Annotated in this window: 20 protein-coding genes; 10 read left to right on the top strand and 10 right to left on the bottom strand. The window is 68.1% G+C overall.

Features of this window, described 5'->3' with window-relative positions; all coding sequences use genetic code 11:
- Nucleotides 1-115 precede the first annotated feature (115 nt).
- Entirely contained in the window at nt 116-1,006 is an 891-nt protein-coding gene (locus ACSHSS_RS21910) for a DMT family transporter (protein WP_445545541.1), read from the bottom strand.
- Nucleotides 1,007-1,140: 134 nt separating this feature from the next.
- On the opposite strand from ACSHSS_RS21910, the gene ACSHSS_RS21905 reads away from it, so the two are divergent.
- Nucleotides 1,141-2,076: an AraC family transcriptional regulator gene (locus ACSHSS_RS21905; RefSeq protein ID WP_006401532.1), complete on the top strand. Its 936-nt coding sequence runs from the start codon at nt 1,141-1,143 to the stop codon at nt 2,074-2,076.
- 18 nt (nt 2,077-2,094) lie between these two features.
- On the opposite strand, the gene ACSHSS_RS21900 is transcribed toward ACSHSS_RS21905, so the two are convergent.
- Nucleotides 2,095-3,306, bottom strand: coding sequence for a pyridoxal-phosphate-dependent aminotransferase family protein (locus ACSHSS_RS21900; RefSeq protein WP_006411571.1), 1,212 nt, complete (start codon nt 3,304-3,306; stop codon nt 2,095-2,097).
- A 222-nt stretch (nt 3,307-3,528) separates the two neighbouring features.
- On the opposite strand from ACSHSS_RS21900, the gene ACSHSS_RS21895 reads away from it, so the two are divergent.
- The 6 genes from ACSHSS_RS21895 (at nt 3,529) to ACSHSS_RS21870 (ending at nt 9,726) form a co-directional block, all read left to right on the top strand.
- Complete coding sequence (locus tag ACSHSS_RS21895; protein ID WP_254212524.1) at nt 3,529-3,684, top strand: hypothetical protein; 156 nt, start codon at nt 3,529-3,531, stop codon at nt 3,682-3,684.
- Between the two features lie 351 nt (nt 3,685-4,035).
- On the top strand, nt 4,036-5,019 hold the full coding sequence (locus ACSHSS_RS21890; RefSeq protein WP_445545540.1) for a LysR family transcriptional regulator: 984 nt from the start codon (nt 4,036-4,038) through the stop codon (nt 5,017-5,019).
- A gap of 33 nt (nt 5,020-5,052) precedes the next feature.
- Nucleotides 5,053-6,051, top strand: a complete 999-nt coding sequence (locus ACSHSS_RS21885; protein ID WP_039224595.1) for a 2-hydroxyacid dehydrogenase — start codon at nt 5,053-5,055, stop codon at nt 6,049-6,051.
- A gap of 177 nt (nt 6,052-6,228) precedes the next feature.
- Nucleotides 6,229-7,056, top strand: coding sequence for a 5,6-dimethylbenzimidazole synthase (gene bluB / locus ACSHSS_RS21880; RefSeq protein ID WP_445545539.1), 828 nt, complete (start codon nt 6,229-6,231; stop codon nt 7,054-7,056).
- A 211-nt stretch (nt 7,057-7,267) separates the two neighbouring features.
- Nucleotides 7,268-8,437 carry an MFS transporter gene (locus ACSHSS_RS21875; RefSeq protein ID WP_012214025.1) on the top strand — a complete coding sequence of 390 codons (1,170 nt, stop codon included), beginning with the start codon at nt 7,268-7,270 and terminating at the stop codon, nt 8,435-8,437.
- Nucleotides 8,338-9,726: an MFS transporter gene (locus tag ACSHSS_RS21870; RefSeq protein ID WP_445545538.1), complete on the top strand. Its 1,389-nt coding sequence runs from the start codon at nt 8,338-8,340 to the stop codon at nt 9,724-9,726. Before ACSHSS_RS21875 ends, ACSHSS_RS21870 begins: the two co-directional genes overlap by 100 nt.
- 93 nt (nt 9,727-9,819) lie before the next feature.
- On the opposite strand, the gene fahA is transcribed toward ACSHSS_RS21870, so the two are convergent.
- The 5 genes from fahA to ACSHSS_RS21845 are packed head-to-tail and all read right to left on the bottom strand — an operon-like array spanning nt 9,820 to nt 15,750.
- Nucleotides 9,820-11,124 carry a fumarylacetoacetase gene (gene fahA / locus ACSHSS_RS21865; RefSeq protein WP_445545537.1) on the bottom strand — a complete coding sequence of 435 codons (1,305 nt, stop codon included), beginning with the start codon at nt 11,122-11,124 and terminating at the stop codon, nt 9,820-9,822.
- Complete coding sequence (hmgA, locus tag ACSHSS_RS21860) at nt 11,121-12,455, bottom strand: homogentisate 1,2-dioxygenase (protein WP_217262389.1); 1,335 nt, start codon at nt 12,453-12,455, stop codon at nt 11,121-11,123. The genes fahA and hmgA overlap by 4 nt, the downstream gene beginning before the upstream one ends.
- Nucleotides 12,456-12,475: 20 nt before the next feature.
- Nucleotides 12,476-13,828, bottom strand: a complete 1,353-nt coding sequence (locus ACSHSS_RS21855) for an MFS transporter (RefSeq protein ID WP_217060795.1) — start codon at nt 13,826-13,828, stop codon at nt 12,476-12,478.
- Entirely contained in the window at nt 13,825-14,055 is a 231-nt protein-coding gene (locus ACSHSS_RS21850; RefSeq protein WP_006406385.1) for a DUF2783 domain-containing protein, read from the bottom strand. The genes ACSHSS_RS21855 and ACSHSS_RS21850 overlap by 4 nt, the downstream gene beginning before the upstream one ends.
- 27 nt (nt 14,056-14,082) lie before the next feature.
- The gene (locus tag ACSHSS_RS21845) at nt 14,083-15,750 is read right to left on the bottom strand and encodes an FAD-dependent oxidoreductase (protein WP_054316982.1); all 1,668 of its coding nucleotides are present in this window, start codon (nt 15,748-15,750) and stop codon (nt 14,083-14,085) included.
- Between the two features lie 372 nt (nt 15,751-16,122).
- On the opposite strand from ACSHSS_RS21845, the gene ACSHSS_RS21840 reads away from it, so the two are divergent.
- The gene (locus ACSHSS_RS21840) at nt 16,123-16,926 is read left to right on the top strand and encodes an EAL domain-containing protein (RefSeq protein WP_006417082.1); all 804 of its coding nucleotides are present in this window, start codon (nt 16,123-16,125) and stop codon (nt 16,924-16,926) included.
- A 130-nt stretch (nt 16,927-17,056) separates the two neighbouring features.
- Here the strand turns inward: ACSHSS_RS21840 and ACSHSS_RS21835 are convergent, their stop codons facing one another.
- Together ACSHSS_RS21835 and ACSHSS_RS21830 are read right to left on the bottom strand one after the other, a co-directional pair.
- Entirely contained in the window at nt 17,057-17,467 is a 411-nt protein-coding gene (locus tag ACSHSS_RS21835) for a GFA family protein (RefSeq protein WP_012214033.1), read from the bottom strand.
- 143 nt (nt 17,468-17,610) lie between these two features.
- On the bottom strand, nt 17,611-18,402 hold the full coding sequence (locus tag ACSHSS_RS21830; protein ID WP_105842398.1) for an IclR family transcriptional regulator: 792 nt from the start codon (nt 18,400-18,402) through the stop codon (nt 17,611-17,613).
- Nucleotides 18,403-18,479: 77 nt separating this feature from the next.
- Here ACSHSS_RS21830 and ACSHSS_RS21825 point away from each other — a divergent pair, with 77 nt between their 5' ends.
- A complete protein-coding gene (locus tag ACSHSS_RS21825; protein ID WP_006401553.1) occupies nt 18,480-19,667 on the top strand; it encodes an acyl-CoA dehydrogenase in 1,188 nt (395 codons plus the stop codon).
- Nucleotides 19,668-19,785: 118 nt separating this feature from the next.
- On the opposite strand, the gene ACSHSS_RS21820 is transcribed toward ACSHSS_RS21825, so the two are convergent.
- A complete protein-coding gene (locus tag ACSHSS_RS21820; protein WP_006401554.1) occupies nt 19,786-20,424 on the bottom strand; it encodes a peroxiredoxin in 639 nt (212 codons plus the stop codon).
- 316 nt (nt 20,425-20,740) lie between these two features.
- Here ACSHSS_RS21820 and ACSHSS_RS21815 point away from each other — a divergent pair, with 316 nt between their 5' ends.
- Nucleotides 20,741-21,043, top strand: coding sequence for a DUF883 family protein (locus ACSHSS_RS21815; RefSeq protein ID WP_006401555.1), 303 nt, complete (start codon nt 20,741-20,743; stop codon nt 21,041-21,043).
- The last annotated feature ends 142 nt before the right edge of the window (nt 21,044-21,185 follow it).

The following is a 21,185-nucleotide window of genomic DNA, read 5'->3' as shown; positions in this document are numbered from 1 at the left end:
TAGGCCAATCTCGCAACCAAGTCAACCTCGTCAACCGATTCGTCGCCATCGCGGGCCGCGCGCATCGCGCCGGGCAGCATCGGCGATCGGCCCGTTGCGGACCGTTGCCGCCCGCTCAGGCCGCCCGCAGAAACAACCGCCGCGTCAAATCGAACGCAACGAGATTCCCGGCCAGCACGAGCAGCAGCCCGATCACCGCGAGCGGCGACCACCGATACCCTTCGAACACCGTCGACACGGCCAGCGCGACGATCGGAAACAGCACCGTGCAGTACGCGGCGCGCTCCGGCCCGATCCGGCCGACGAGCGTCAGATAAGCGGTAAAGCCGATCACCGAGCCCGGCACGGCCAGATAGAGCAGCGCGCCGAGATAGCGCGGCTCCGTTTCGAGCGAAAACGGCAGCCCGGCCGCCACGCTGCCGACGGTCAGAATCGCCGCGCCGATCAGCATCGCCCAGCCGTTCGTCGCGAGCGGATGCAGGCCCATCGACTGCATGCGGCTCGACAGCAGGTTGCCGGCCGAGAAGCACATCGTCCCCGCCAATGCGATCGCGAGCCCGATCCACGTCGCGCGATCGTCGAGATGGCCGGCCATCTGCTGCCAGAACAGGCAGGCGATGCCGGTCAGGCCGAGCAGCGCGCCCGCAATCGCCGACGCGCGCAGCGGCCGCCCCATGAACAGCCGCCCGTTGATCGAATTGAGCAGTGGCGCGGTCGAGAAAATCACCGCGACGAGGCCGCTCGGCACGACGCGCTCCGCGTAGTAGAAGCACAGGAAGTTCAGGCAGAACAGCGCAACGCCCTGCGCAGCGAGATAGCGCCACGCGGCGCGCGGCGGCCGCGCGGGGCGACGCATCGCGCGCAGCAGCGCGAACATCACGGCGGCCGCGAGCCAGAAGCGCCACGCGATCGACACGGGCGGCGGCACGCTGCCGAGCTGCCATTTGATCGCGATCCAGGTGGTTCCCCAGATCAGCACGGTAACGATATAGAGCGACAGGTTCATGGCGACGGCGACGAGGCTTCGAACGAAACGGGAATCCGACTATGCCGTCGCACGACGCGTGCCGATTGTCCGGAATTGCGGTCTTTTTCGCCGGCGCCCGCGCGCCGGCATGCGCGCGCTTATACTCGGACCTCATGAACGCGTCCCTGTCCGCCCCGCCCGTCGATCGCGCCGCCGCCCTGTCCGGCGGCGATCTGCCGTTCGGCCTGCAATCGGTGTGCCGCACGCTCGCCGACGCGAACGCGACGCTCGAGCGCTTCGCCTGGCTCGGCGACCACCTCGCGATCGCCGAGTGGACGCGGATCACCGACGAGAGCGAGACCGTCTACGCACAGCCCGGCCATCACACGCTGTCGTGCTACCTCGACGGCGGCTACCGGACCGAACGGGAACGCGTGCCGCGCTACGGCGCGCCGAGCCTGCTGTGCGCGCTGCCGGGCGACCACGAATCGCGCTGGTGGGTGCGCGGCGAGATGCATTTCGTCCACCTGTACTTCCTGCCCGAGCACTTCACGCAACGCGCGATCCGCGAGCTCGATCGCGAACCGCGCGAACTGAAGCTCGCCGATCGGACCTATTTCGAGGAAGCGCGCGTCGCGTCGCTGCTGCGCTCGGTCGCGCTCGAGCGCTGGGACGACGCGGACGGCCGCCTGCGCGTGAACGAAACCGCGCACGACGTGCTGAGCCTGCTGCTGCGCGAACAGAGCGCGACGCGCACCGACACGCCGTTTCGCGGCGGCCTCGCGCCGGCCGTCCGGCGCCGCGTGCGCGACTACATCGACGCGCATCTGTCGCAGCCGCTGACGCTCGGCGAACTCGCGGAGGTCGCCGCGCTATCCGAATACCATTTCTCGCGGATGTTCCGGCTGTCGTTCGGCCGCGCGCCGCATGCGTGGGTCGCTGAGCAGCGGCTCGCCCGCGCGCGCCTGCTGCTGCGCACGACATCGCTGCCGCTTGCGCAGATCGCGGCCGACTGCGGCTATGCGAACGCCGCGCATTTCAGCCACCGCTTTCGCGACGCGCACGGCGCAGCGCCGAACGCGTACCGGCGCGCGATCCAGGGCCGCTGAGCGGCCGCGCCGCGCGCGTTACGCGCCGCGCCGCGACAGTTCCTGCTCGAGCGCCGCGACGCCGGCCGGCAGATCGACGGGCACCTTCAAGTCGACCATCGTGCGGCCGAACGCATGCACGGTGCGGAACAGGTTGTGTTCGCGGCACTGCTCGCCCATCTGGCCGATCCGCACGATCGGCAAGCCGAACGAGCCCGAGATCTCGACCTGATACTGCTTCGAGATATGGCCGCAGATCAGGCCCGGCGTGAGGCCTTCCGGCGTCTCGATCCCGACGACCGAATTGAGCCGGCATGCCTTCGGCGCATACAGCTTCAGCCCCATCGCCTCGACGGCCGCCTGCAGCGCGAGCGAACAACGCAGATGGCGCGCGAAGCGGCTTTCGAGCGTCTCCGCGCACACGAGCCGCAGCGCTTCGTGCAGCGCGAGCACGCCCGACACCGGCGCGGTGTAGTGATAGCCCGCGTTGTGCCAGAAGTTCTCGGCGAGCGCCATGTCGAGGCACCAATGCGCGTTCGGCTCCGGGCGATGCTTCATCCGTTCCCACGCGGCGTCGGAGAACGCGATCAGCGACACGCCGGGAATCGACGACAGCCCCTTCTGACCGCCGGTGATCACCGCGTCGATGCCCCACGCGTCCATCTCGAGCGGCATCGTCGACAGCGTGCAGACCGCGTCGACCACGACCAGCGCGCCGGCCGCCTTCGCGAGCGCCGCGATGTCGCGCAGATCGCGGTTCCATACCGTATTCGACGTCTCGCCCTGCACGATCGTGACGATCTCGGGCCGCTCGCGCGCGATGGCCTCCGCAACTTCGTCGAGGCTCGCGACCGCGCGATCGGCGACTTCGAGCGTCGCGACTTCGGCGCCGACGCGCGTCGCCATCTCGGCCATCCGTGCGCTGAAGAAACCGTTGCGGATCGACAGCACGCGCGTGCCGCGCCATGCGAGATTCGAGATCGCCATCTCCATCGCAGCCGAACCGGGGCCCGCGACGCCGAGCACCCACTTCGTGCGCGTCTGGAACACGTAGCGCGCCATTTCCTTCACCTGCTCGATGATCTTCGCCATCGTCGCGCCGAGGTGGTTGATCACGATCGTGTTCGCCTTCGCGACGGCGGCCGGGATCGGGACCGGGCCGGCCCCCATCATCAGCAGCGGTTCTTCGGGCAGGATCGCGTCGAGCGGCACGACGACGGGACAGGGAATCGGCGAATGGTCGATGGACATGGCTGGAACGAAGTGAAGGAAGAAAACGCACGGAACGCGTGCCGCACGGCACGGCAAGCGATCGATCATTCCGCGTTCCGCGGCATTGCGCAAGAGGCACGCGCGGGCGGACAGCGCGAAGGTGGCCCGGCGCGCCGACCGGGCCAGCGCACCGCGCGCGCCGCGCATCGCTTGCGCGCGGATTGTGGGCGCCATTCGCAGCCTGGAGAAAGGAGCCCGATCGTGCGCGATTTTGCGCGGCCATATCGCGGCGCGCTCGATACGGTCGCTTTCGGCGCTGTATGTCCGCCGAACGGCAAAAAGCACCGCACGCCGCAAAATCGGCATACGCGATTCGGCACGCATATTGGGCACACGCTGAGTTATCTCGATCTCTAATGCCGCCGCTTGCCGAAATTACCGACCCGCATTCCCACCTTGTCTCGCAATTCATTGATTTTCCGAAGAATTATCCGCGCGACGACGAGGCCCAAGCGAAAATACACGCAATCGCGACAAGCGTATGACCGGCATCCATCGGTTTTCCGATACGCGCGATTTCGATTTTCCGCAACCCGCCCCTTTTCTCAGGTTGACGGACACGCTTTTCTTATTGAACAATCGTCTGCAGATTCCGAAAACGCTTTAACCGATACGAGCGGGAATCACGCGCCGCGCAATGTTTTTTCCGCGCTGCACGATGAAAAATCACAACCATAATCAGTCAACCGGGCCAAAAATACGCAAGCCATGAACCAGATTCAGACCATGCGTGTCTTCGTCTGCGTCGCCGAGCATCAGAGCTTCCGGCGTGCGGCGCATCATCTCGGCGTGTCCAATGCACTCGTCACGCGTTCGATCGCGATGCTCGAGAGCCATCTCAATACGCGGCTGATCCACCGCACCACGCGCAACCTGTCGTTGACCGAAGCCGGCGTGCGCTATCTCGACGGCTGCCGCGCGCTGCTCGAGGAATTCGATCATCTCGAGGCGTCGGTCGCGCAGGCCACGCACGAGCCGGGCGGCACGCTGCGCGTGGTCGCGTCGGGGCTGCTGTCGCCTGGCGCGCTGACGCCGCTGCTCGGCCGGTTCCGCCATCGCTATCCGGAGTTGCGCGTGCAGATGACGATCGCCGAAGCGCCGCTCGACGTGCTCGATGCCGGCTACGACGTCGGCATCGTCACCGGCGACGGCTTCGACGGCAACCCGGCGCTGATCGCACAGGCGCTCGCGCCGAATCCGTTCGTCGCATGCGCATCGCCCGCGTATCTCGAACGGCGCGGCGAGCCGCGCACGCCCGACGATCTGCCGCGCCACGACTGGGTCGCGCTCGCGCCGCATCAGCATCCGGGCGCATGGCGGCTGGTCGGCCCCGACGCGCGTGTGCATACGGTCACCGTGCGGCCCGCCTGCACGGTCAATCAACTCGCGCTCGTCCATGCGGCGACGGTCGCGGGCTCGGGCATCGCGATGCTGCCCGAGCACTGCGTCGCCGACGCGATCGACAGCGGTACGCTCGTGCGGCTGCTGCCCGGCTACCGGATCGACGATCCGCATACGCAGCTCTCGCTCGTCTATCCGAACCGGCAGTTCGTGCCGGCGCGCACGCGCAGCTTCGTCGAACATGCGATCGAGCACTTCAGCGCGCTCGCGCAGCCCGAGCGGGCGGGCTACGGTTTCCTGCGCGCGGCGCACGCGTCCGCGCATGCCGACGGCGTGCCGGGCCTGCAGTAAACTGCGGGCGACGACGCTCCCCGGAGAAACAGCGTGCGCGTGATCCTGTTCAGCAGCCGACAGTACGACGACGATTCGTTCACCGCCGCCAACCGCCGGTTCGGCTACCGGCTGCACTTCCAGCCGTCGCATCTCGATGCGGAAACGGCAATCCTCGCGCACGGCTACGACGTCGTGTGCCCGTTCGTCAACGACACGCTCGATGCGGCGGTGCTCGAACGCCTCGCGGAAGGCGGCACGCGGCTGATCGCGCTGCGCTCGGCGGGTTTCAACCATGTCGACCTCGCGGCGGCCGAGCGGCTCGGCATCACGGTCGTGCGCGTGCCGGCCTATTCGCCGCACGCGGTCGCCGAACATGCGGTCGCGCTGATTCTCGCGCTGAACCGCCGGCTGCCGCGCGCGGTCGCGCGCACGCGCGAAGGCGACTTCTCGCTGAACGGGCTGCTCGGCTTCGACCTGCACGGCAAGACGGTCGGCGTGATCGGCACGGGGCTCATCGGCAGCGTGTTCGCGAAGATCATGATGGGCTTCGGGATGCACGTGCTCGCGCATTCGATGCCGCCGTACGACGACGAACTGATCGCGTTCGGTGCGCGCTACGTCGACCTCGACACGCTGCTGCGCGGCGCCGACATCGTCAGCCTGCACTGCCCGCTGCTGCCGTCCACGCATCATCTGATCAATGCGCGCACGCTCGCGCAGATGAAGCCGGGCGCGATGCTGATCAACACGGGCCGCGGCGGGCTCGTCGACACGCAGGCGCTGATCGACGCACTCAAGAGCGGCCAGCTCGGTCATCTCGGCCTCGACGTCTACGAAGAGGAAAGCGGCCTGTTCTTTGAGGATCATTCCGACCTGCCACTGCAGGACGACGTGCTCGCGCGGCTGCTGACGTTCCCGAACGTGATCGTCACGTCGCATCAGGCGTTCTTCACGCGCGAAGCGCTGGCGGAAATCGCGCATACGACGCTCGCGAACATCGAAGCGTGGCATGCGGGCACGCCGCAGAACGTCGTGACGCCGAGTCGCTGACGCGCCGGACGCGCCTTCGGCCTTCGCCTTCCGCCCCCCCGCCTTCGGCCTCCCGCCGCAACCGCACACCGCACGCTATCGCACACCTCTGCCGCGCCGGCGTTTTTCGCCGAAGCACCGCGGCGTGCCCGCACTCTGCTATCGTTCGCCGACTTTCCTCTGCTGCCGCTGCCCGTCATGCGTTTCGACGATTCCGCCCTCGACGCCGTTTACCGCGCCATCTTCGAGCGGCGCGACATGCGCCATTTCACGTCGGCCCCGGTCGATCCGGCCGTGCTCGCACGGCTGCTGCGCGCGGCACACCATGCGCCGAGCGTCGGCTTCATGCAGCCGTGGCGCTTCATCCGCATCACGGATCCGGCACGGCGCGAGGCGATCCACGCGCTCGTCGACGCCGAGCGGCGCGCGACCGCCGACGCGCTCGGCGAACGCCACGACGAATTCATGCGACTGAAGGTCGAAGGCGTGCGCGAATGCGGCGAGCTGCTCGTCGTCGCGCTGACCGACGATCGCGAGCGCCATGTGTTCGGGCGCCGCACGCTGCCGGAGATGGACCTCGCGTCCGCCGCGTGCGCGATCCAGAACATGTGGCTCGCGGCGCGCGCCGAAGGGCTCGGGATGGGCTGGGTCTCGCTGTTCGACGTCGACGCGCTGCGCACGCTGCTCGGCATGCCGGCCGGCGCGAAACCGATCGCCGTGCTGTGCCTCGGTCACGTCGACGCGTTCTACGCGAAGCCGATGCTCGAACAGGAGCGCTGGGCCGCGCGGATGCCGATCGAAGCGTGCCTGTTCGAGAACGGCTGGGGCGAGCCGGCGGGGCACGGGCCGGCGGCTGTCGCAGCGGCCGCCCCCGATGGCGGATCGGGCAGCACGGCCGCCTCGGCCGTCAGCGAAGTGCCGACCGCCGCGCAATCCGTCACGTGCACTCCGGCGCCTTCACCGCACGCCGCCGACCCGGAACCCGCCGTCGCGCTTTCCGCTCGCTCGACCGAACGGCCGTCCTAGACGCGCGCCTGCCCCAACCCGCGCGCTATCGCGACCCGCGCCGCCGCGTCCCACAGTGTGGGCGCAGCCCGTCGCACGCCGGCAACATCCGTTCCGGCCCCCAGCATAAGGGTTTTTACTGAAGTAGAATCGCCGCTATCGCCCTGCCGTCCACCCGCTCCCGCGCGTCCTGCGCCGCTCCTGGCCGACGGCCTTTCCCGGAATCCCCGCGATGCCCTTACCTCTGTTCGCCCTCGCCGTTGCCGCGTTTGGAATCGGTACCACCGAATTCGTGATCATGGGACTGCTGCCGAACGTCGCGCGCGACCTCGGCGTGTCGATCCCGGCCGCCGGCATGCTCGTCTCCGGCTACGCGCTCGGTGTGACGATCGGCGCGCCGATCCTCGCGGTCGTCACCGCGAAGATGCCGCGCAAGCGCGCGCTGATGGGACTCATCGGCCTGTTCATCGCGGGCAATCTGTTCTGCGCGATCGCGCCCGGCTATGCGGTGCTGATGGCGGCGCGCGTCGTGACCGCGTTCTGCCACGGCGCGTTCTTCGGCATCGGTTCGGTGGTCGCGAGCAGCCTCGTCGCGCCGAACCGCCGCGCGCAGGCGATCGCGCTGATGTTTACGGGCCTCACGCTCGCGAACGTGCTCGGCGTGCCGCTCGGCACCGCACTCGGCCAGGCATACGGCTGGCGCGCGACGTTCTGGGCCGTGACCGGCATCGGCATCGCCGCGGCCGCCGCGCTCGCCGTCTGTCTGCCGAAACACCTCGCGATGCCCGAAACCAGCATCACGCGCGAATTCGGCGTGCTCAAGCATCCGCAGGTGCTGATGGTGCTCGGCATCAGCGTGCTCGCGTCCGCGAGCCTGTTCAGCGTGTTCACGTACATCACGCCGATCCTCGAGGACGTGACCGGCTTCTCGCCGCACCAGGTCACCTGGGTGCTGCTGCTGTTCGGGCTCGGGCTGACGGTCGGCGGCACACTCGGCGGCCGGCTCGCCGACTGGCGCCGGATGCCCTCGCTGATCGCGACGCTTGCGCTGATCGGCGTCGTGCTCGCGCTGTTCGCGGCGACGATGCATCTGCCGTTCGCCGCGCTCGCGACGATCTTCGTGTGGGGCGTACTCGCGTTCGCGATCGTGCCGCCGCTGCAGATCCTGATCGTCGATCGCGCGAGCGACGCGCCGAACCTCGCGTCGACGCTGAACCAGGGTGCGTTCAACCTCGGCAATGCAACCGGCGCGTGGCTCGGCGGCAGCGCGATCGGCGCCGGCGTGTCGCTCGTGAACCTGCCGTGGGTCGGCGTCGCGATGGCCGTCGCCGCGCTCGCGCTGACGCTGTGGTCCGCGTCGCTCGAACGCCGCCCGGCCGCGGTACCGACCGAATACGTCTGACGCGCGCCGCGCGATCGTTGCGCACGCAACGCAACGCAACGCAACGCAACGCAACGCAACAACGTAGCGACACCGCACGCCGGCCGCGTCATGAACCGTTCAAAGGCTGCGGTGTAGCATCTCGGCCGATGAAAGCCATACTCAATCGCGATTTCGTCGCGCTGATCCTGAGCGTCGCCGTCGTCGGTCTCGGCACCGGCGCCACCCTTCCCCTCACCGCGCTCGCCCTGACCGAAGCCGGCCACGGCACGAACGTCGTCGGCATCTTGACTGCCGCGCAGGCCGGCGGCGGTCTCGCGATCGTCCCGTTCGTCACCGCGCTGGCGCGGCGCATCGGTGCGCGCCGCGCGATCGTCGTGTCGGTCGTCGTGCTCGCCGCGGCGACCGCGTGGATGCAGTTCACGTCGAATCTCGTCGTCTGGGGCGTGCTGCGCGTACTGTGCGGCGCCGCACTGATGCTGCTGTTTACGATCGGCGAGGCGTGGGTCAACCAGCTTGCCGACGATGCGACGCGCGGCCGCGTCGTCGCGATCTACGCGACCAATTTCACGCTGTTCCAGATGGCGGGCCCCGTGCTCGTCAGCCAGATCGCGGGCGCGACCGGCATCCGCTTCGCGCTGTGCGGCGCGCTGTTCCTGCTCGCGCTGCCGACGCTCGCGACGATCCGCCGCGCACCGCTCGCCGGCGACGACGCGCAGCACGCGCAACACGATCGCTGGCTCGCGGTGCTGCCGCGCATGCCGGCGCTGATCATCGGCACGGGTTTCTTCGCGCTGTTCGATACGCTCGCGCTGTCGCTGCTGCCGCTCTACGCGATGGATCACGGCGTCGGCAGCGAAACGGCGGTGCTGCTCGCGTCGATCATGCTGTTCGGCGACACCGCGATGCAGTTCCCGATCGGCTGGCTCGCCGACAAGCTCGGCCGCGAACGCGTGCATCTCGGCGCGGGCGCCATCGTGCTCGCGGGGCTGCCGCTCTTGCCGTTCGTCATCGCGAATCCGCTGCTGTGCTGGCCGCTGCTGTTCGTGCTCGGCGCGGCGGCCGGCAGCATCTATACGTTGTCGCTCGTCGCGTGCGGCGAACGGTTTCGCGGCGCGGCGCTCGTCACCGCGAGCTCGCTCGTCTCCGCATCGTGGAGCGCGGCCAGCTTCGGCGGCCCGCTCGTCGCCGGCGCATTGATGGAGCAGCTCGGCAGCAACGCGCTGGTCGGCGTGCTGGTCGTGTGCGTCGCCGCATTCGTCGCGGCCGCGCTGTGGGAGCGGCGTGCCGCGTTGTCGCGCGCCGTCTGAGGTCCGCGCTCACATCGCACGCGTGGCACGGCCGAAACGACGACGGCCCGCGCGAAGCGGGCCGTCCGGAACCGGCGCGTCATGCGCGATGCGTCACGCTTGCAATGCAGGCAGGATCTTGCCGACGCAAGTGCCGAAGCCGACACGATAGCCGTCGCCCTGGCACCAGCCGGCGAGCGTCAGCTCGTCGCCGTCCTCGATGAACGTGCGCGTGCCGCCGCCGTTCAGTGCAACGGGCTCCTTGCCGTTCCACGTGAGCTCGAGCAGGCTGCCGAACGAATCCTTCGTCGGCCCGCTGATCGTGCCCGAGCCCATCAGGTCGCCGACCCGCGTATTGCAGCCCGACACCGTGTGATGCGCGAGCTGCTGCGCCATCGACCAGTACATGTACTTGAAGTTGGTACGGGAGATCGTCGTCGCTTCGGCCGCGTCCTGCGCGCGCAGCGTCACTTCGAGCGCGATGTCGAACGCGTGCCGGCCCGCATGCTGCAGATACGCGAGCGGCGGCGGCGTCTGCTCGGGCTGCGCGGTGCGGAACGGCTCGAGCGCGTCGAGCGTGACGATCCACGGCGAGATCGTCGTCGCGAACGACTTCGCGTTGAACGGACCGAGCGGCACGTATTCCCATTGCTGGATGTCGCGCGCGCTCCAGTCGTTCAGCAGCACCATGCCGAAGATGTGCGCTTCCGCGTCCTCGCATGCGATCGGCTCGCCGAGCGCATTGCCCTTGCCGACGATGAAGCCCGTCTCGAGCTCGATGTCGAGCTTGCGGCACGCGCCGAACACCGGGCGCTCGAGATCGGGCAGCTTCAGTTGCCCGTTCGGGCGCCGCACCGGCGTCCCGCTGACGACCACCGAGGACGCGCGCCCGTTGTAGCCGATCGGCATCTCCGACCAGTTCGGCAGCAGCGCATTCTTCGGATCGCGGAACATCGAGCCGACATTCGTCGCGTGCTCCTTCGACGAATAGAAATCGGTGTAGCCGGGAATGTCGACGGGCAGATGCAGCGTCGCGTCGCGCTGCGCCACGAGCACCTGCGCGCGCAGCGCCGCATCGTCGCGCAGCCGCGCGTTGTCGCGGGAGAACAGCTCGGACAGCTGCACGCGCACGCTGCGCCACGCATCGCGACCGAGCGTGATGAAGGCGTTCAGCGTCGATGCGGCGAACACGTCCGCGCCGCCCGGCAGCGTCAGCAGGCCCGCGCGCGCGAGCGCCGCGAGATCGACGATCTGGTCGCCGAGCGCGACGCCCGCACGACGCGCGGGCTGCTTCGCATCGCTGAAGATCCCGAACGGCAGGTTCTGGATCGGAAAATCGCAGGCGGGATCGTTCGCGGTCTCGACCCAGCTCTTGCGGGCCGGGTCGAGCGTCGCGCGCCAGTCTTGGGTATCGCTCATCGTTGCTCCGGATTGAAGTGTTTCCTGATGCCTTGCCAGCATTCGAAGTAGTTGGCCTGCAGCTGCGCGGTGTCGAGCGCGTAGCGCGTCGGCCGGATCAGCGTGCGGGTTTCGAACATGAACGCCATCGTGTTGTCGACCTTGTGCGGCTTCGTCGTATCGCTCGCCGACGCCTTCTCGAACGTGTCCGCATCCGGGCCGTGACCCGACATGCAGTTGTGCAGGCTCGCGCCGCCCGGCACGAAGCCTTCGGCCTTCGCGTCGTACGCGCCGTGCACGAGCCCCATGAACTCGCTCGCGACGTTGCGGTGGAACCAGGGCGGACGGAACGTATCCTCGGCCGCGAGCCAGCGCGGCGGGAAGATCACGAAGTCGATCGCATCGACGCCCGGCGTATCGGTTTGCGAATGCAGCACGAGGAAGATCGACGGATCGGGATGGTCGAAGCTGATCGAGCCGATCGTGTTGAACAGGCGCAGGTCGTATTTGTACGGCGCATAGTTGCCGTGCCACGCGACGACGTCGAGCGGCGAATGGCCGATGTCCGCGCGCCAGAGCCGGCCGTTCAGCTTCGCGACGAGCTCGAACGCGCCTTCGCGGTCTTCGTATGCGGCCTGCGGCGTCAGGAAGTCGCGCGGATTCGCGAGCCCGTTCGAGCCGATCGGGCCGAGATCGGGCAGCCGCAGCAGCGCGCCGAAGTTCTCGCAGATATAGCCGCGCGCGTCGCCGTCCGGCAGCGCGACCGTGAAGCGCACGCCGCGCGGAATCACCGCGATCTCGAACGGCTCGACGTCGAGGCGGCCGAATTCGGTCGCGATGAAGAGCCGTCCCTGCTGCGGGACGATCAGCAGTTCGCCGTCCGCGCTGTAGAAGAAGCGGTCCCGCATCGAACGGTTCGCCGCATACAAATGGATCGCGCAGCCGCTCATCGCGGCGGCCGAGCCGTTGCCGGCCATCGTCACGAGCCCTTCGACGAAATCGGTCGGCTCGCTCGGCATCGGCAGCGGATTCCAGCGCAGCTGGTTCGGCGGCGTCGGCGGCACGTCGGCCGAGTCGGCGAAGTCCGACACGAGGCGCTGCGCGCCCGCGAACGGCGCGAACGGCCGGTGCACGGCGGCCGGCCGGATCCGGTACAGCCACGAGCGGCGGTTATGGCCGCGCGGCGCGGTAAACGCGGTGCCCGACAGTTGCTCCGCATACAGGCCGTACGGTGCGCGCTGCGGCGAATTGCGGCCGTGCGGCAGCGCGCCCGGCAGCGCCTCGGTCGCGAACTCGTTCGCGAAACCGCTCAGGTAGCCGGCGGTCGCCGGTTTCGACAAGTCAAGCGTCATCGTTTCATTTCTCCATCAATTCAGGCGGCATGCGGCGCCTGCGCACCGCTTCGCCGCGTCACGCCGGCCAGCCCGAGCACGAACAGCGCCGAGCACAGCACGGGTACCGCGGCCGCATGAAACAGCGCGCCGTTGGTCCAGTTCAGCGCAATCAGTTGTCCGCCGACGAGCGGCCCGAGCACCGAGCCGATCCGGCCGATGCCGAGGCTCCAGCCGATGCCGGTCGAACGCAGCGAGGTCGGGTAATACTGGCCGGCGAGCGCGTTCACGGCCGGCTGTCCGCCGACCACGCAGAAGCCGCCCGCGAACACGACGATCAGCAGCCACGGCAGCGCATGCGCGACCGAGCCGATCAGGGCGACCGACACCGCCGCGCACGCGAAGCACGCGAACAGCACGCGCACGAAACCGTAGCGTTCGATGAACCAGCCGAGCGACAGCGTGCCGATCACGCCGCCCGTCTGCAGCACCGTGCCGACGATCACCGCGGTGCCCGGCGAATAGCCGGCGTCGCGCATCACGGTCGGCAGCCAGTTCGAGAGGAAGTACAGATCGATCAGGTTCATGAAGCTGATCGCCCACAGCAGCAGCGTGACCGGCAGGCGGCCGTCGCGGAACAGTTCGGCGACCGGCGCGCCCGTCGTCGCACGCTCGCGCACGACGAGCCGCGTGCTCGCGTCGATGCCCGCGTGCGGCGCGAAGCCGGCGAGCCAGTCGCGCGCCTGCGCGTCGCGCCCTTTCAGCACGAGAAACTGCAGCGATTCGGGCAGCCGCGCGGCCATCGCGATCGCGAGCACGAGCGGCACCGCGCCGCCGACGAAAAACACGGCGCGCCAGCCGAGCGCCGGAATCAGCGCGGCGCTGATGAAGCCGCCGATCGCCGCGCCGAGCGTGAAGCCGCACGACACGATCATCATCCGCTTCACGCGATGCGCGCTCGGGCTGAACTCGCCGACGAGCGCCATCGCGTTCGGCATGATGCAGCCGAGGCCGAGACCGGTGACGAAGCGCAGCGCCATCAGCACCGGGATCGAGCCAGCGAACGGCGTCGCGAGCATCGTCAACGCGAAGAACAGCGTCGCGCCGATCAGCACCGGCCGGCGGCCGATCCGGTCGGCCAGCACCGACAGCGCGAGCGCGCCGAGCAGCATCCCGAACAGGCTCGCGCTGAACACGGGCCCGAGCGCCTGCTTCGGCACGTGCCATTCGGCGATCACGCTCGGCGCGACGTAGCCCATCGCCTGCGCATCGAAGCCGTCGATCACGAGGCACAGCCCGCACAGCACGAGCAACATCCAGTGAAAGCCCGGACGATGCGTGTCGTCGATCACGCGCTCGACTTCGAGCGTGCGCGCCTCGCCCGCGGCGCTCACGGCGTCACCTCGGCGGCCGGATGCACGGGCGGCGTCACGCCGCGGCGCGCGAGCGCCATCGCTTCGCGCAGCACGTCGAGATCGCCGATGTGGTTCGCGAGCAGCAGGATCAGCTTCGCGTTGACGAGCTGGCTGTCCGCGTCCGACAGGTCGCGATGCATGTCGATCAGCGCTTCGTAGAACGCGTCCGGGTCGGCGAGACGCGCGCGGGTATCGAGTGGGGGCATGACGGTGTCTCCGTATCGTTGTCGTATTCAGCCGGCGCAGATCGCGCGGGCCAGCGCCTCGGCGATCGCCTGGCGGTCGAGCGCGCGCATCCGCGCGCACACATGCTGGTCGGGACGCAGCAGATAGAAGGTGCCCGGCCGCGCGTCGTAGCGCTGCGCAGCGAGCCCGTCGACGTCCTCGACGACGTCGACGCCGGCCACCGGCTGCGCATGGCCGGCCGGCACGACGAGCACCGGCCGCACCGGCAGCGCGAGATCCGCGACCGCCTGCGCGAGCGCCGCGCCGTCGCCCGGCAGGCCGAACAGCACGCCGGCGAAGCCTCCGTGCAGATGCGGCAGCAGCCAGCTCGCGCCGTGCTCGGCGCGCACCGGCGCGTCGGCCGCGGCCGCGCCCGGACGCATCGCGCACGCGAACGTCTCGCCCGCGCGATCGGGCGTGTTCAGCGGCGAACCGTCAAGCACCGCGGGCGTCGACAGCCGCCCGCTGTTCACGATCTTGCGTGCGAACTCGCAGTCGCGCGCGAGCTTCAGCGTCGCATCGCGGAACACGCGCGACACCGCGCTTTTCGGCGTGATGAAGTCGGTCGAGCGCGTCGAGTGGCGGATATTTTCGTCGGCCGCGTATTCGCGCTCGCTCGCATAGGTGTCGAGCAGCCGGTCGGGCGCGCGGCCGTCCAGCACGAGCTTCAGCTTCCACGCGAGGTTGTCCGCGTCCTGCACGCCGCTGTTCGCGCCGCGCGCGCCGAACGGCGACACGCCGTGCGCCGAATCGCCCGCGAACAGCACGCGGCCGTGACGGAACGTGTCCATCCGCTGGCAGCGGAACGTATAGATGCTGACCCATTCGAGCTCGAACTCGACGTCCGGCCCGAGCAGCGCGCGCACGCGCGGAATCACGCGCTCCGGCTGCTTCTCGGCGACCGGATCGGCGTCCCAGCCGAGCTGGAAGTCGATCCGCCAGACGTTGTCCGGCTGACGGTGCAGCAGCACCGACTGGTTGCGATGAAACGGCGGATCGAACCAGAACCAGCGTTCGGTCGGAAAGTCGGCCTTCATCTTCACGTCCGCGATCAGGAAGCGATCCTTGAACGTGCGGCCGCGGCTTTCGAGGCCCATCATCGTGCGCATCGGGCTGCGCGAGCCGTCGGCCGCGATCACGTACTGCGCGCGCAGCGTGTCGACGCCTTCGGGCGTCTCGACCGTCAGCACCGCATGCTCGGCCGCCTGCTCGATGCCGGTCACCTTGTGCTTCCAGCGGATCTCGAGGTTCGGCAACTCGAACGCGCGCTCGGCCAGATACCCTTCGACGTAGTACTGCTGCAGATTGATGAAGGCGGGACGCGCATGCCCTTGTTCCGGCAGCAGGTCGAACGCGTACAGCTGCTCGTCCTGCAGGAACACCTTGCCGACGTGCCAGCTCACGCCCTTGTCGACGAAGCGTTCGCCGCAGCCGAGCCGGTCGAAGATCTCGAGCGTGCGCTTCGCGAAGCAGATCGCACGCGAGCCGGTGGACAGCGTGTCGTCGTCGTCGAGCAGCACGACGGGCACGCCCTGCTGCGCGAGATCGATTGCCGCGGCGAGGCCGACCGGCCCCGCGCCGACGACGATCACGGGCCGGACGGCCGCATCGTCGGCAATCGCGCGCTCCGCGCGCGTGCGGTACGCAAACTTCAGGCTCTGGTAATCGACGTTCATGACCGGCGCGCTCCCACTGCCGCGACGCGCGCACCCGCGCACGCCGTCGTTGCGCCCGTCGCGTACCGGCCTGCCGGCCCGCCCGCGTCCTCCGTCCATTTGCTGTCAACCGCCACGTCTCGCTCCTTGCTTCCTGTTGATCTCGGGCCGGCACCGCCGCGGCGCCCGTAGCCGCCTGCCGTGATCCGCCGCACGTCTTTGGATTTACGAATAGTAAAACCAATTACGAATAGTGAAATCAACGTAAACCCTAGGGATCGGTTCGGGGACGGGATAACGATATGAACGAAACGCCGAGCCGAGCGGCGCGGGCGCTGCTACTATCCAGACATGAGGCGGCCCGTTGGCCGCCGTTTTTCCTTGTCGACGCCGATGATTCCGCCCACCATCCCCGAGCTGGTCGCCCGTGCCGGACAACTGCCCTATCTGCGGGAGCACGTCGCGCTCGCCGACGACGGCACCGCATGCGCGCGCCTGCCGGAGCGCACGCTCGGCAGCACGTACGAGCCGATCTACGACGTGACGATGCCGGGCGCGCCGCAGTCGACGTCGTTCGCCGATGCGATCGAGCGCTACGGCGACGAACTCGGGTTCCAGGCTGTCACGCAGGTGACGGGCGCGCCGCACGATCCGGTCGACTCGGCCGTCGACGACCAGACGCTCGTCGCGCTCGACCGCCTGTCGCGCGCGCTGCACGCGATCAACTTCTTCGGCGCGCAGCGCCACGGGCTGCTGTTCCTGCGCGTGCACGAGCGGCTGCTCAAGAGCGTGAAGTACGATCACGGCAAGCATTTCTCGTCGGTGCTGCAGCGCTTCGGGCTGCCGCCGGAGCGGATCGTGATCGAACTGCCGGCCGTCGCGGTCGCGCACAAGACCTTCCTCGGCTATCTGACGCGCAGCTACCAGCATCACGGCTTCAAGGTCGCGGACAAGCTGCCCGATCCGGGGCGCATCCTCGCGGTCGAATCGGAGATGGCGCGTCCCGACTACATCAAGATGGACGCCGGCATCGCGCTGCGCGACGGGATGGTGAAGGCGCTCGTCGCGTATGCGCAGCGCGTGCGGATTCCGCTGATCTTCGATGGCGTCGTCGACGAAACGCAGTGCGAACTGCTGCGCCAGCACGATGTGCGCTTCATGCAGGGGCCGGTGTTCGCGAAGGTGATGACGGTCTAGCGCCCGTTGCGGCGCGGGCGCGGGTGGCGGCCTGCCGGCCGTTCGCGCGTTGCCGACGGGTTTTCAGGATCGTTTTGCCGCTGCGTTTTGCGCATCGCCGCGCGCGAATCGGGCGCGTCGCGCGGCCGTGTCAGTCGCGGCCGCCGTCCGCGTACTTCGGCAGATCGTCGCCGATCTCGATGCCGGGAAACCGGTCCGCATACCAGACGTGCCAGCGCGGCTGCAGCCGCGACGGATCGTCGAGCGTCGCCGTGTTGATTTCGACCGTCTGCGGCGCGTCGCGGCGCCGGTATTCGAGCTGCGCGCCGCAACGGCCGCAGAAACGCCGCTCGCCCCACGCACTCGACGCATAGACGACCGGCTCGCCCTGCAGATATGTGAACGCGCCGATCGGCACCGACGCGGACGCGACGACCGCCGCGCCGGTCGTTCGTTGACAGAGCCGGCAATGGCAGAAGCCGGCGTCGGTCGGCACGCCGGCGATCCGGTAGCGGATCGCGCCGCATGCGCAGCCGCCGTCGAGCGTGTCGGATGCAGTCATCGTGTTCCTCGTCGTCGAAGTCGGTAGACGGACGAACGATGATGAGCGCTGTCCGCCCGGTCCGCAACCGTGGGCCGGACGCATCCGCAGATTTCGCCGATCCGCCGCCGAACGGCGCCGCCGCGATCTCGCGCGGCCGTTCGTCAGACCGTCTGCCCGAGACGCTGCGCGAGCGCCTTCAGCTTCGGCCCGACCTGCGTGCGGAACACCTCCTCGCCCATCGACGACGCCGGCCCGCTGCAACTGAGAATCAGCCAGCGCCCTTCGCGCGGTTCGCGAAACGGCACGGCCGCCGCATTGACGTCGGCGTGCCACGCGCGGAACGAATAGCAGCAACCGCTTTGCGGAAATTCGGCGACCGCCGCCTGCGCCGCGGCGACCAGCGCATCCGCATCGTCCGCGCCGCCGGCCGCCTTGTGCAGTTCCGCGTACAGCGCGCGCCGCACGTCGTGGGGCTGCACGGCCAGATAGGCGCGGCCCATCGAACTCGTCAGCATCGAGAGCCGCGAACCGGGCGCGAGCCCGAGCGTCAGTGCCGTCTCGCTGCGGATCGTCTCCAGGTAGATCATGTCGAGCCCGTCCCGGCAGCCGAGCGACACGGCCGCGCCGATCTCGCGCGCGAGCGCCTGCATGTGCGGCCGCGCGAGATCGATCGTGCCGGCGCCCGACAGCAGCGCATAGCCGAGCGACAGCACGCCGGCGTCGAGCGCATACTTGCCCAGCGTCTCGTCGTAGCGCAGATAGCCGAGCACCGTCAGCGTGTACGCGAGCCGGTTCACGGTCGCCTTCGGCAAGCCGGTGCGCTGCGCGAAGTCGCGATTGCCGAGCATCGTCTCGCCGGGCCGGAACGCGCGCAGCAAGTCGAGCCCGCGCGCGAGCGCGACGACGAACTTGCGCTCGTCGATGGTGGTGTCGTCGATGGTTGAAAGTGTCATCCGATGCTACACTGGGATCAAATTTGCAAAACATTGTTCCGCACAGCGGAACTCCAGTCAAGTGAGGAGATGACACGATGAGCGCTGCAACTTTTCATTGGGACGATCCGCTGCTGCTCGACCAGCAACTGACCGAGGACGAGCGCATGGTGCGCGACGCCGCGCACGCGTATGCGCAGGACAAGCTCGCGCCGCGCGTGACCGAGGCGTTTCGCCACGAGCGCACCGATGCCGCGATCTTTCGCGAGATGGGGGAAGTCGGCCTGCTCGGCCCGACGATTCCCGAGCAATACGGCGGCCCCGGGCTGAACTACGTCAGCTACGGGCTGATCGCGCGCGAGGTCGAGCGTGTCGATTCGGGCTATCGGTCGATGATGTCCGTGCAATCGTCGCTCGTGATGGTGCCGATCTACGAGTTCGGCTCCGACGCGCAGAAGGAGAAATACCTGCCGAAGCTCGCGACCGGCGAGTGGATCGGCTGCTTCGGGCTGACCGAGCCGAACCATGGCTCGGACCCGGGCAGCATGGTCACGCGCGCGAAGAAGGTGCCGGGCGGGTACTCGCTGTCGGGCGCGAAGATGTGGATCACGAACTCGCCGATCGCCGATGTATTCGTCGTCTGGGCGAAGCTCGACGAGGACGGCAAGGATACGATCCGCGGCTTCATCCTCGAGAAGGGCTGGAAAGGGCTGTCGGCGCCGGCGATCCACGGCAAGGTCGGGCTGCGCGCGTCGATCACGGGCGAGATCGTGCTCGACGAGGTGTTCGTGCCCGAGGAAAACCTGATGCCGAACGTCAGCGGCCTGCGCGGGCCGTTCACCTGCCTGAACTCGGCACGCTACGGAATCGCATGGGGCGCGCTCGGCGCCGCGGAATCGTGCTGGCATACCGCGCGCCAGTACGTGCTCGATCGCAAGCAGTTCGGTCGCCCGCTCGCCGCGAATCAGCTGATCCAGAAAAAGCTCGCCGACATGCAGACCGAAATCACGCTCGGCCTGCAAGGCGTGCTGCGTCTGGGCCGGATGAAGGACGAAGGCACGGCGGCCGTCGAAATCACGTCGATCATGAAACGCAATTCGTGCGGCAAGGCGCTCGACATCGCGCGGCTCGCGCGCGACATGCTCGGCGGCAACGGCATCTCGGACGAATTCGGCGTCGCGCGCCACCTCGTCAACCTCGAAGTGGTCAATACGTATGAAGGCACGCACGACATCCACGCACTGATTCTCGGCCGCGCGCAAACCGGCATCCAGGCATTCTTCTGAGCAATCGGCGCAGCGTGTCCGTATTACACGCGATGGGCGGAAACGACACGGCCCGCCCGGCATGACTGCCGGGCGGGCCGTTTTGCGCATGCCGCCGATACGGCGCGCGACGATGGCTTTACTTGTTCGGCTGCGGCGTCAGACGCAGATACGGACGCACCGCGTTGAAGCCCTTCGGGAAACGCTTCTTCAGTTCTTCCGGATCCTGCAGCGACGGCACGATCACGACGTCGTCGCCGTCCTTCCAGTTGCCGGGCGTCGCGACCTTGTAGTTGTCGGTCAGTTGCAGCGAGTCGATCACGCGCAGCACTTCGTCGAAATTGCGGCCGGTGCTGGCCGGATACGTGATGATCAGCCGCACCTTCTTGTTCGGATCGATCACGAACAGCGAGCGCACCGTCAGCGTCTCGTTCGCGTTCGGATGGATCATGTCGTACAGCTGCGAGACCTTGCGATCCGCGTCGGCGATGATCGGGAAACCGACGACCGTCGACTGCGTTTCGTTGATGTCGTTGATCCAGCCTTTGTGCGATTCGACGCCGTCGACCGACAGCGCGATCACCTTCACGTTGCGTTTCGCGAATTCGTCCTTCAGCTTCGCGGTCAGCCCGAGTTCCGTCGTGCACACCGGCGTGTAGTCGGCCGGATGGGAGAACAGGACACCCCAGCTATCGCCGAGCCACTCGTGAAACTTGATCGGGCCCAGGCTCGATTCCTGCTCGAAATCCGGTGCGATGTCGCCAAGACGCAGACTCATGGTGTTCCCTCCTCGAACGATGCAAGTTGAAACCGCGCGCGGTCGGCGCGGGACAGTCCATCAGCTTACGGGAAGCAATGGGCCATGCGAACGATTATTACGTTTGATATTCATATCTTTTTGTCATTTTTTCGATAGGTCGGACGACGATCGCGGGTGCTGGCGAAACTTTTTCGGTTGCTTGCCGCTCTGTTAGGGATTACGAGTCGTTTACCATTCGGTCTGGCACTGCCGCCGTGCGTCTTCCCGGCTCGCCAGCAAGCAGGCGTTTCGCTACGATGTGAACCTGCAGCATGACAGCACGAAGGGAGTTGCAATGTCGGAAATCAACAAGGAGAAACTGATGTCGGATATCAAAACCGTTCTCGCGGACGCCGAAGACCTGCTCAAGCAAGCCGCGAGCAGCACGGGCGACCGTGCGGCCGAGCTGCGCGAGAAGGCCATGTCTCGCCTGAAGCAGGCCAAGGAAAAGGCAGCCGACGTCCAGGTCGTCGTGGTCGAGAAAGGCAAGAAGGCCGCGCGCGCGACCGACGACTACGTGCATGAGCATCCGTGGACGTCGATCGGTATCGCGGCCGGCGTCGGCGTGCTGATCGGTCTGCTGATCAACCGCAAGTAACGCGCGCCGTTTCGTCTCGCAGGCCGCCCGTCGGCCCGCAAGATGCCGAAGCCGGCCGGCGGTTCGCCGCCGGTCGGCTCGGTCCTAGCCGAAATACTGTTCAGATACGAAGCACCGGCACTGGCTGATGCCGCAAATGGAG

Source organism: Burkholderia sp. BC1 (assembly GCF_052683555.1).
The sequence above is the reverse complement of the archived record's forward strand: the minus strand, read 5'-3'. Positions and strand labels throughout refer to the sequence as shown.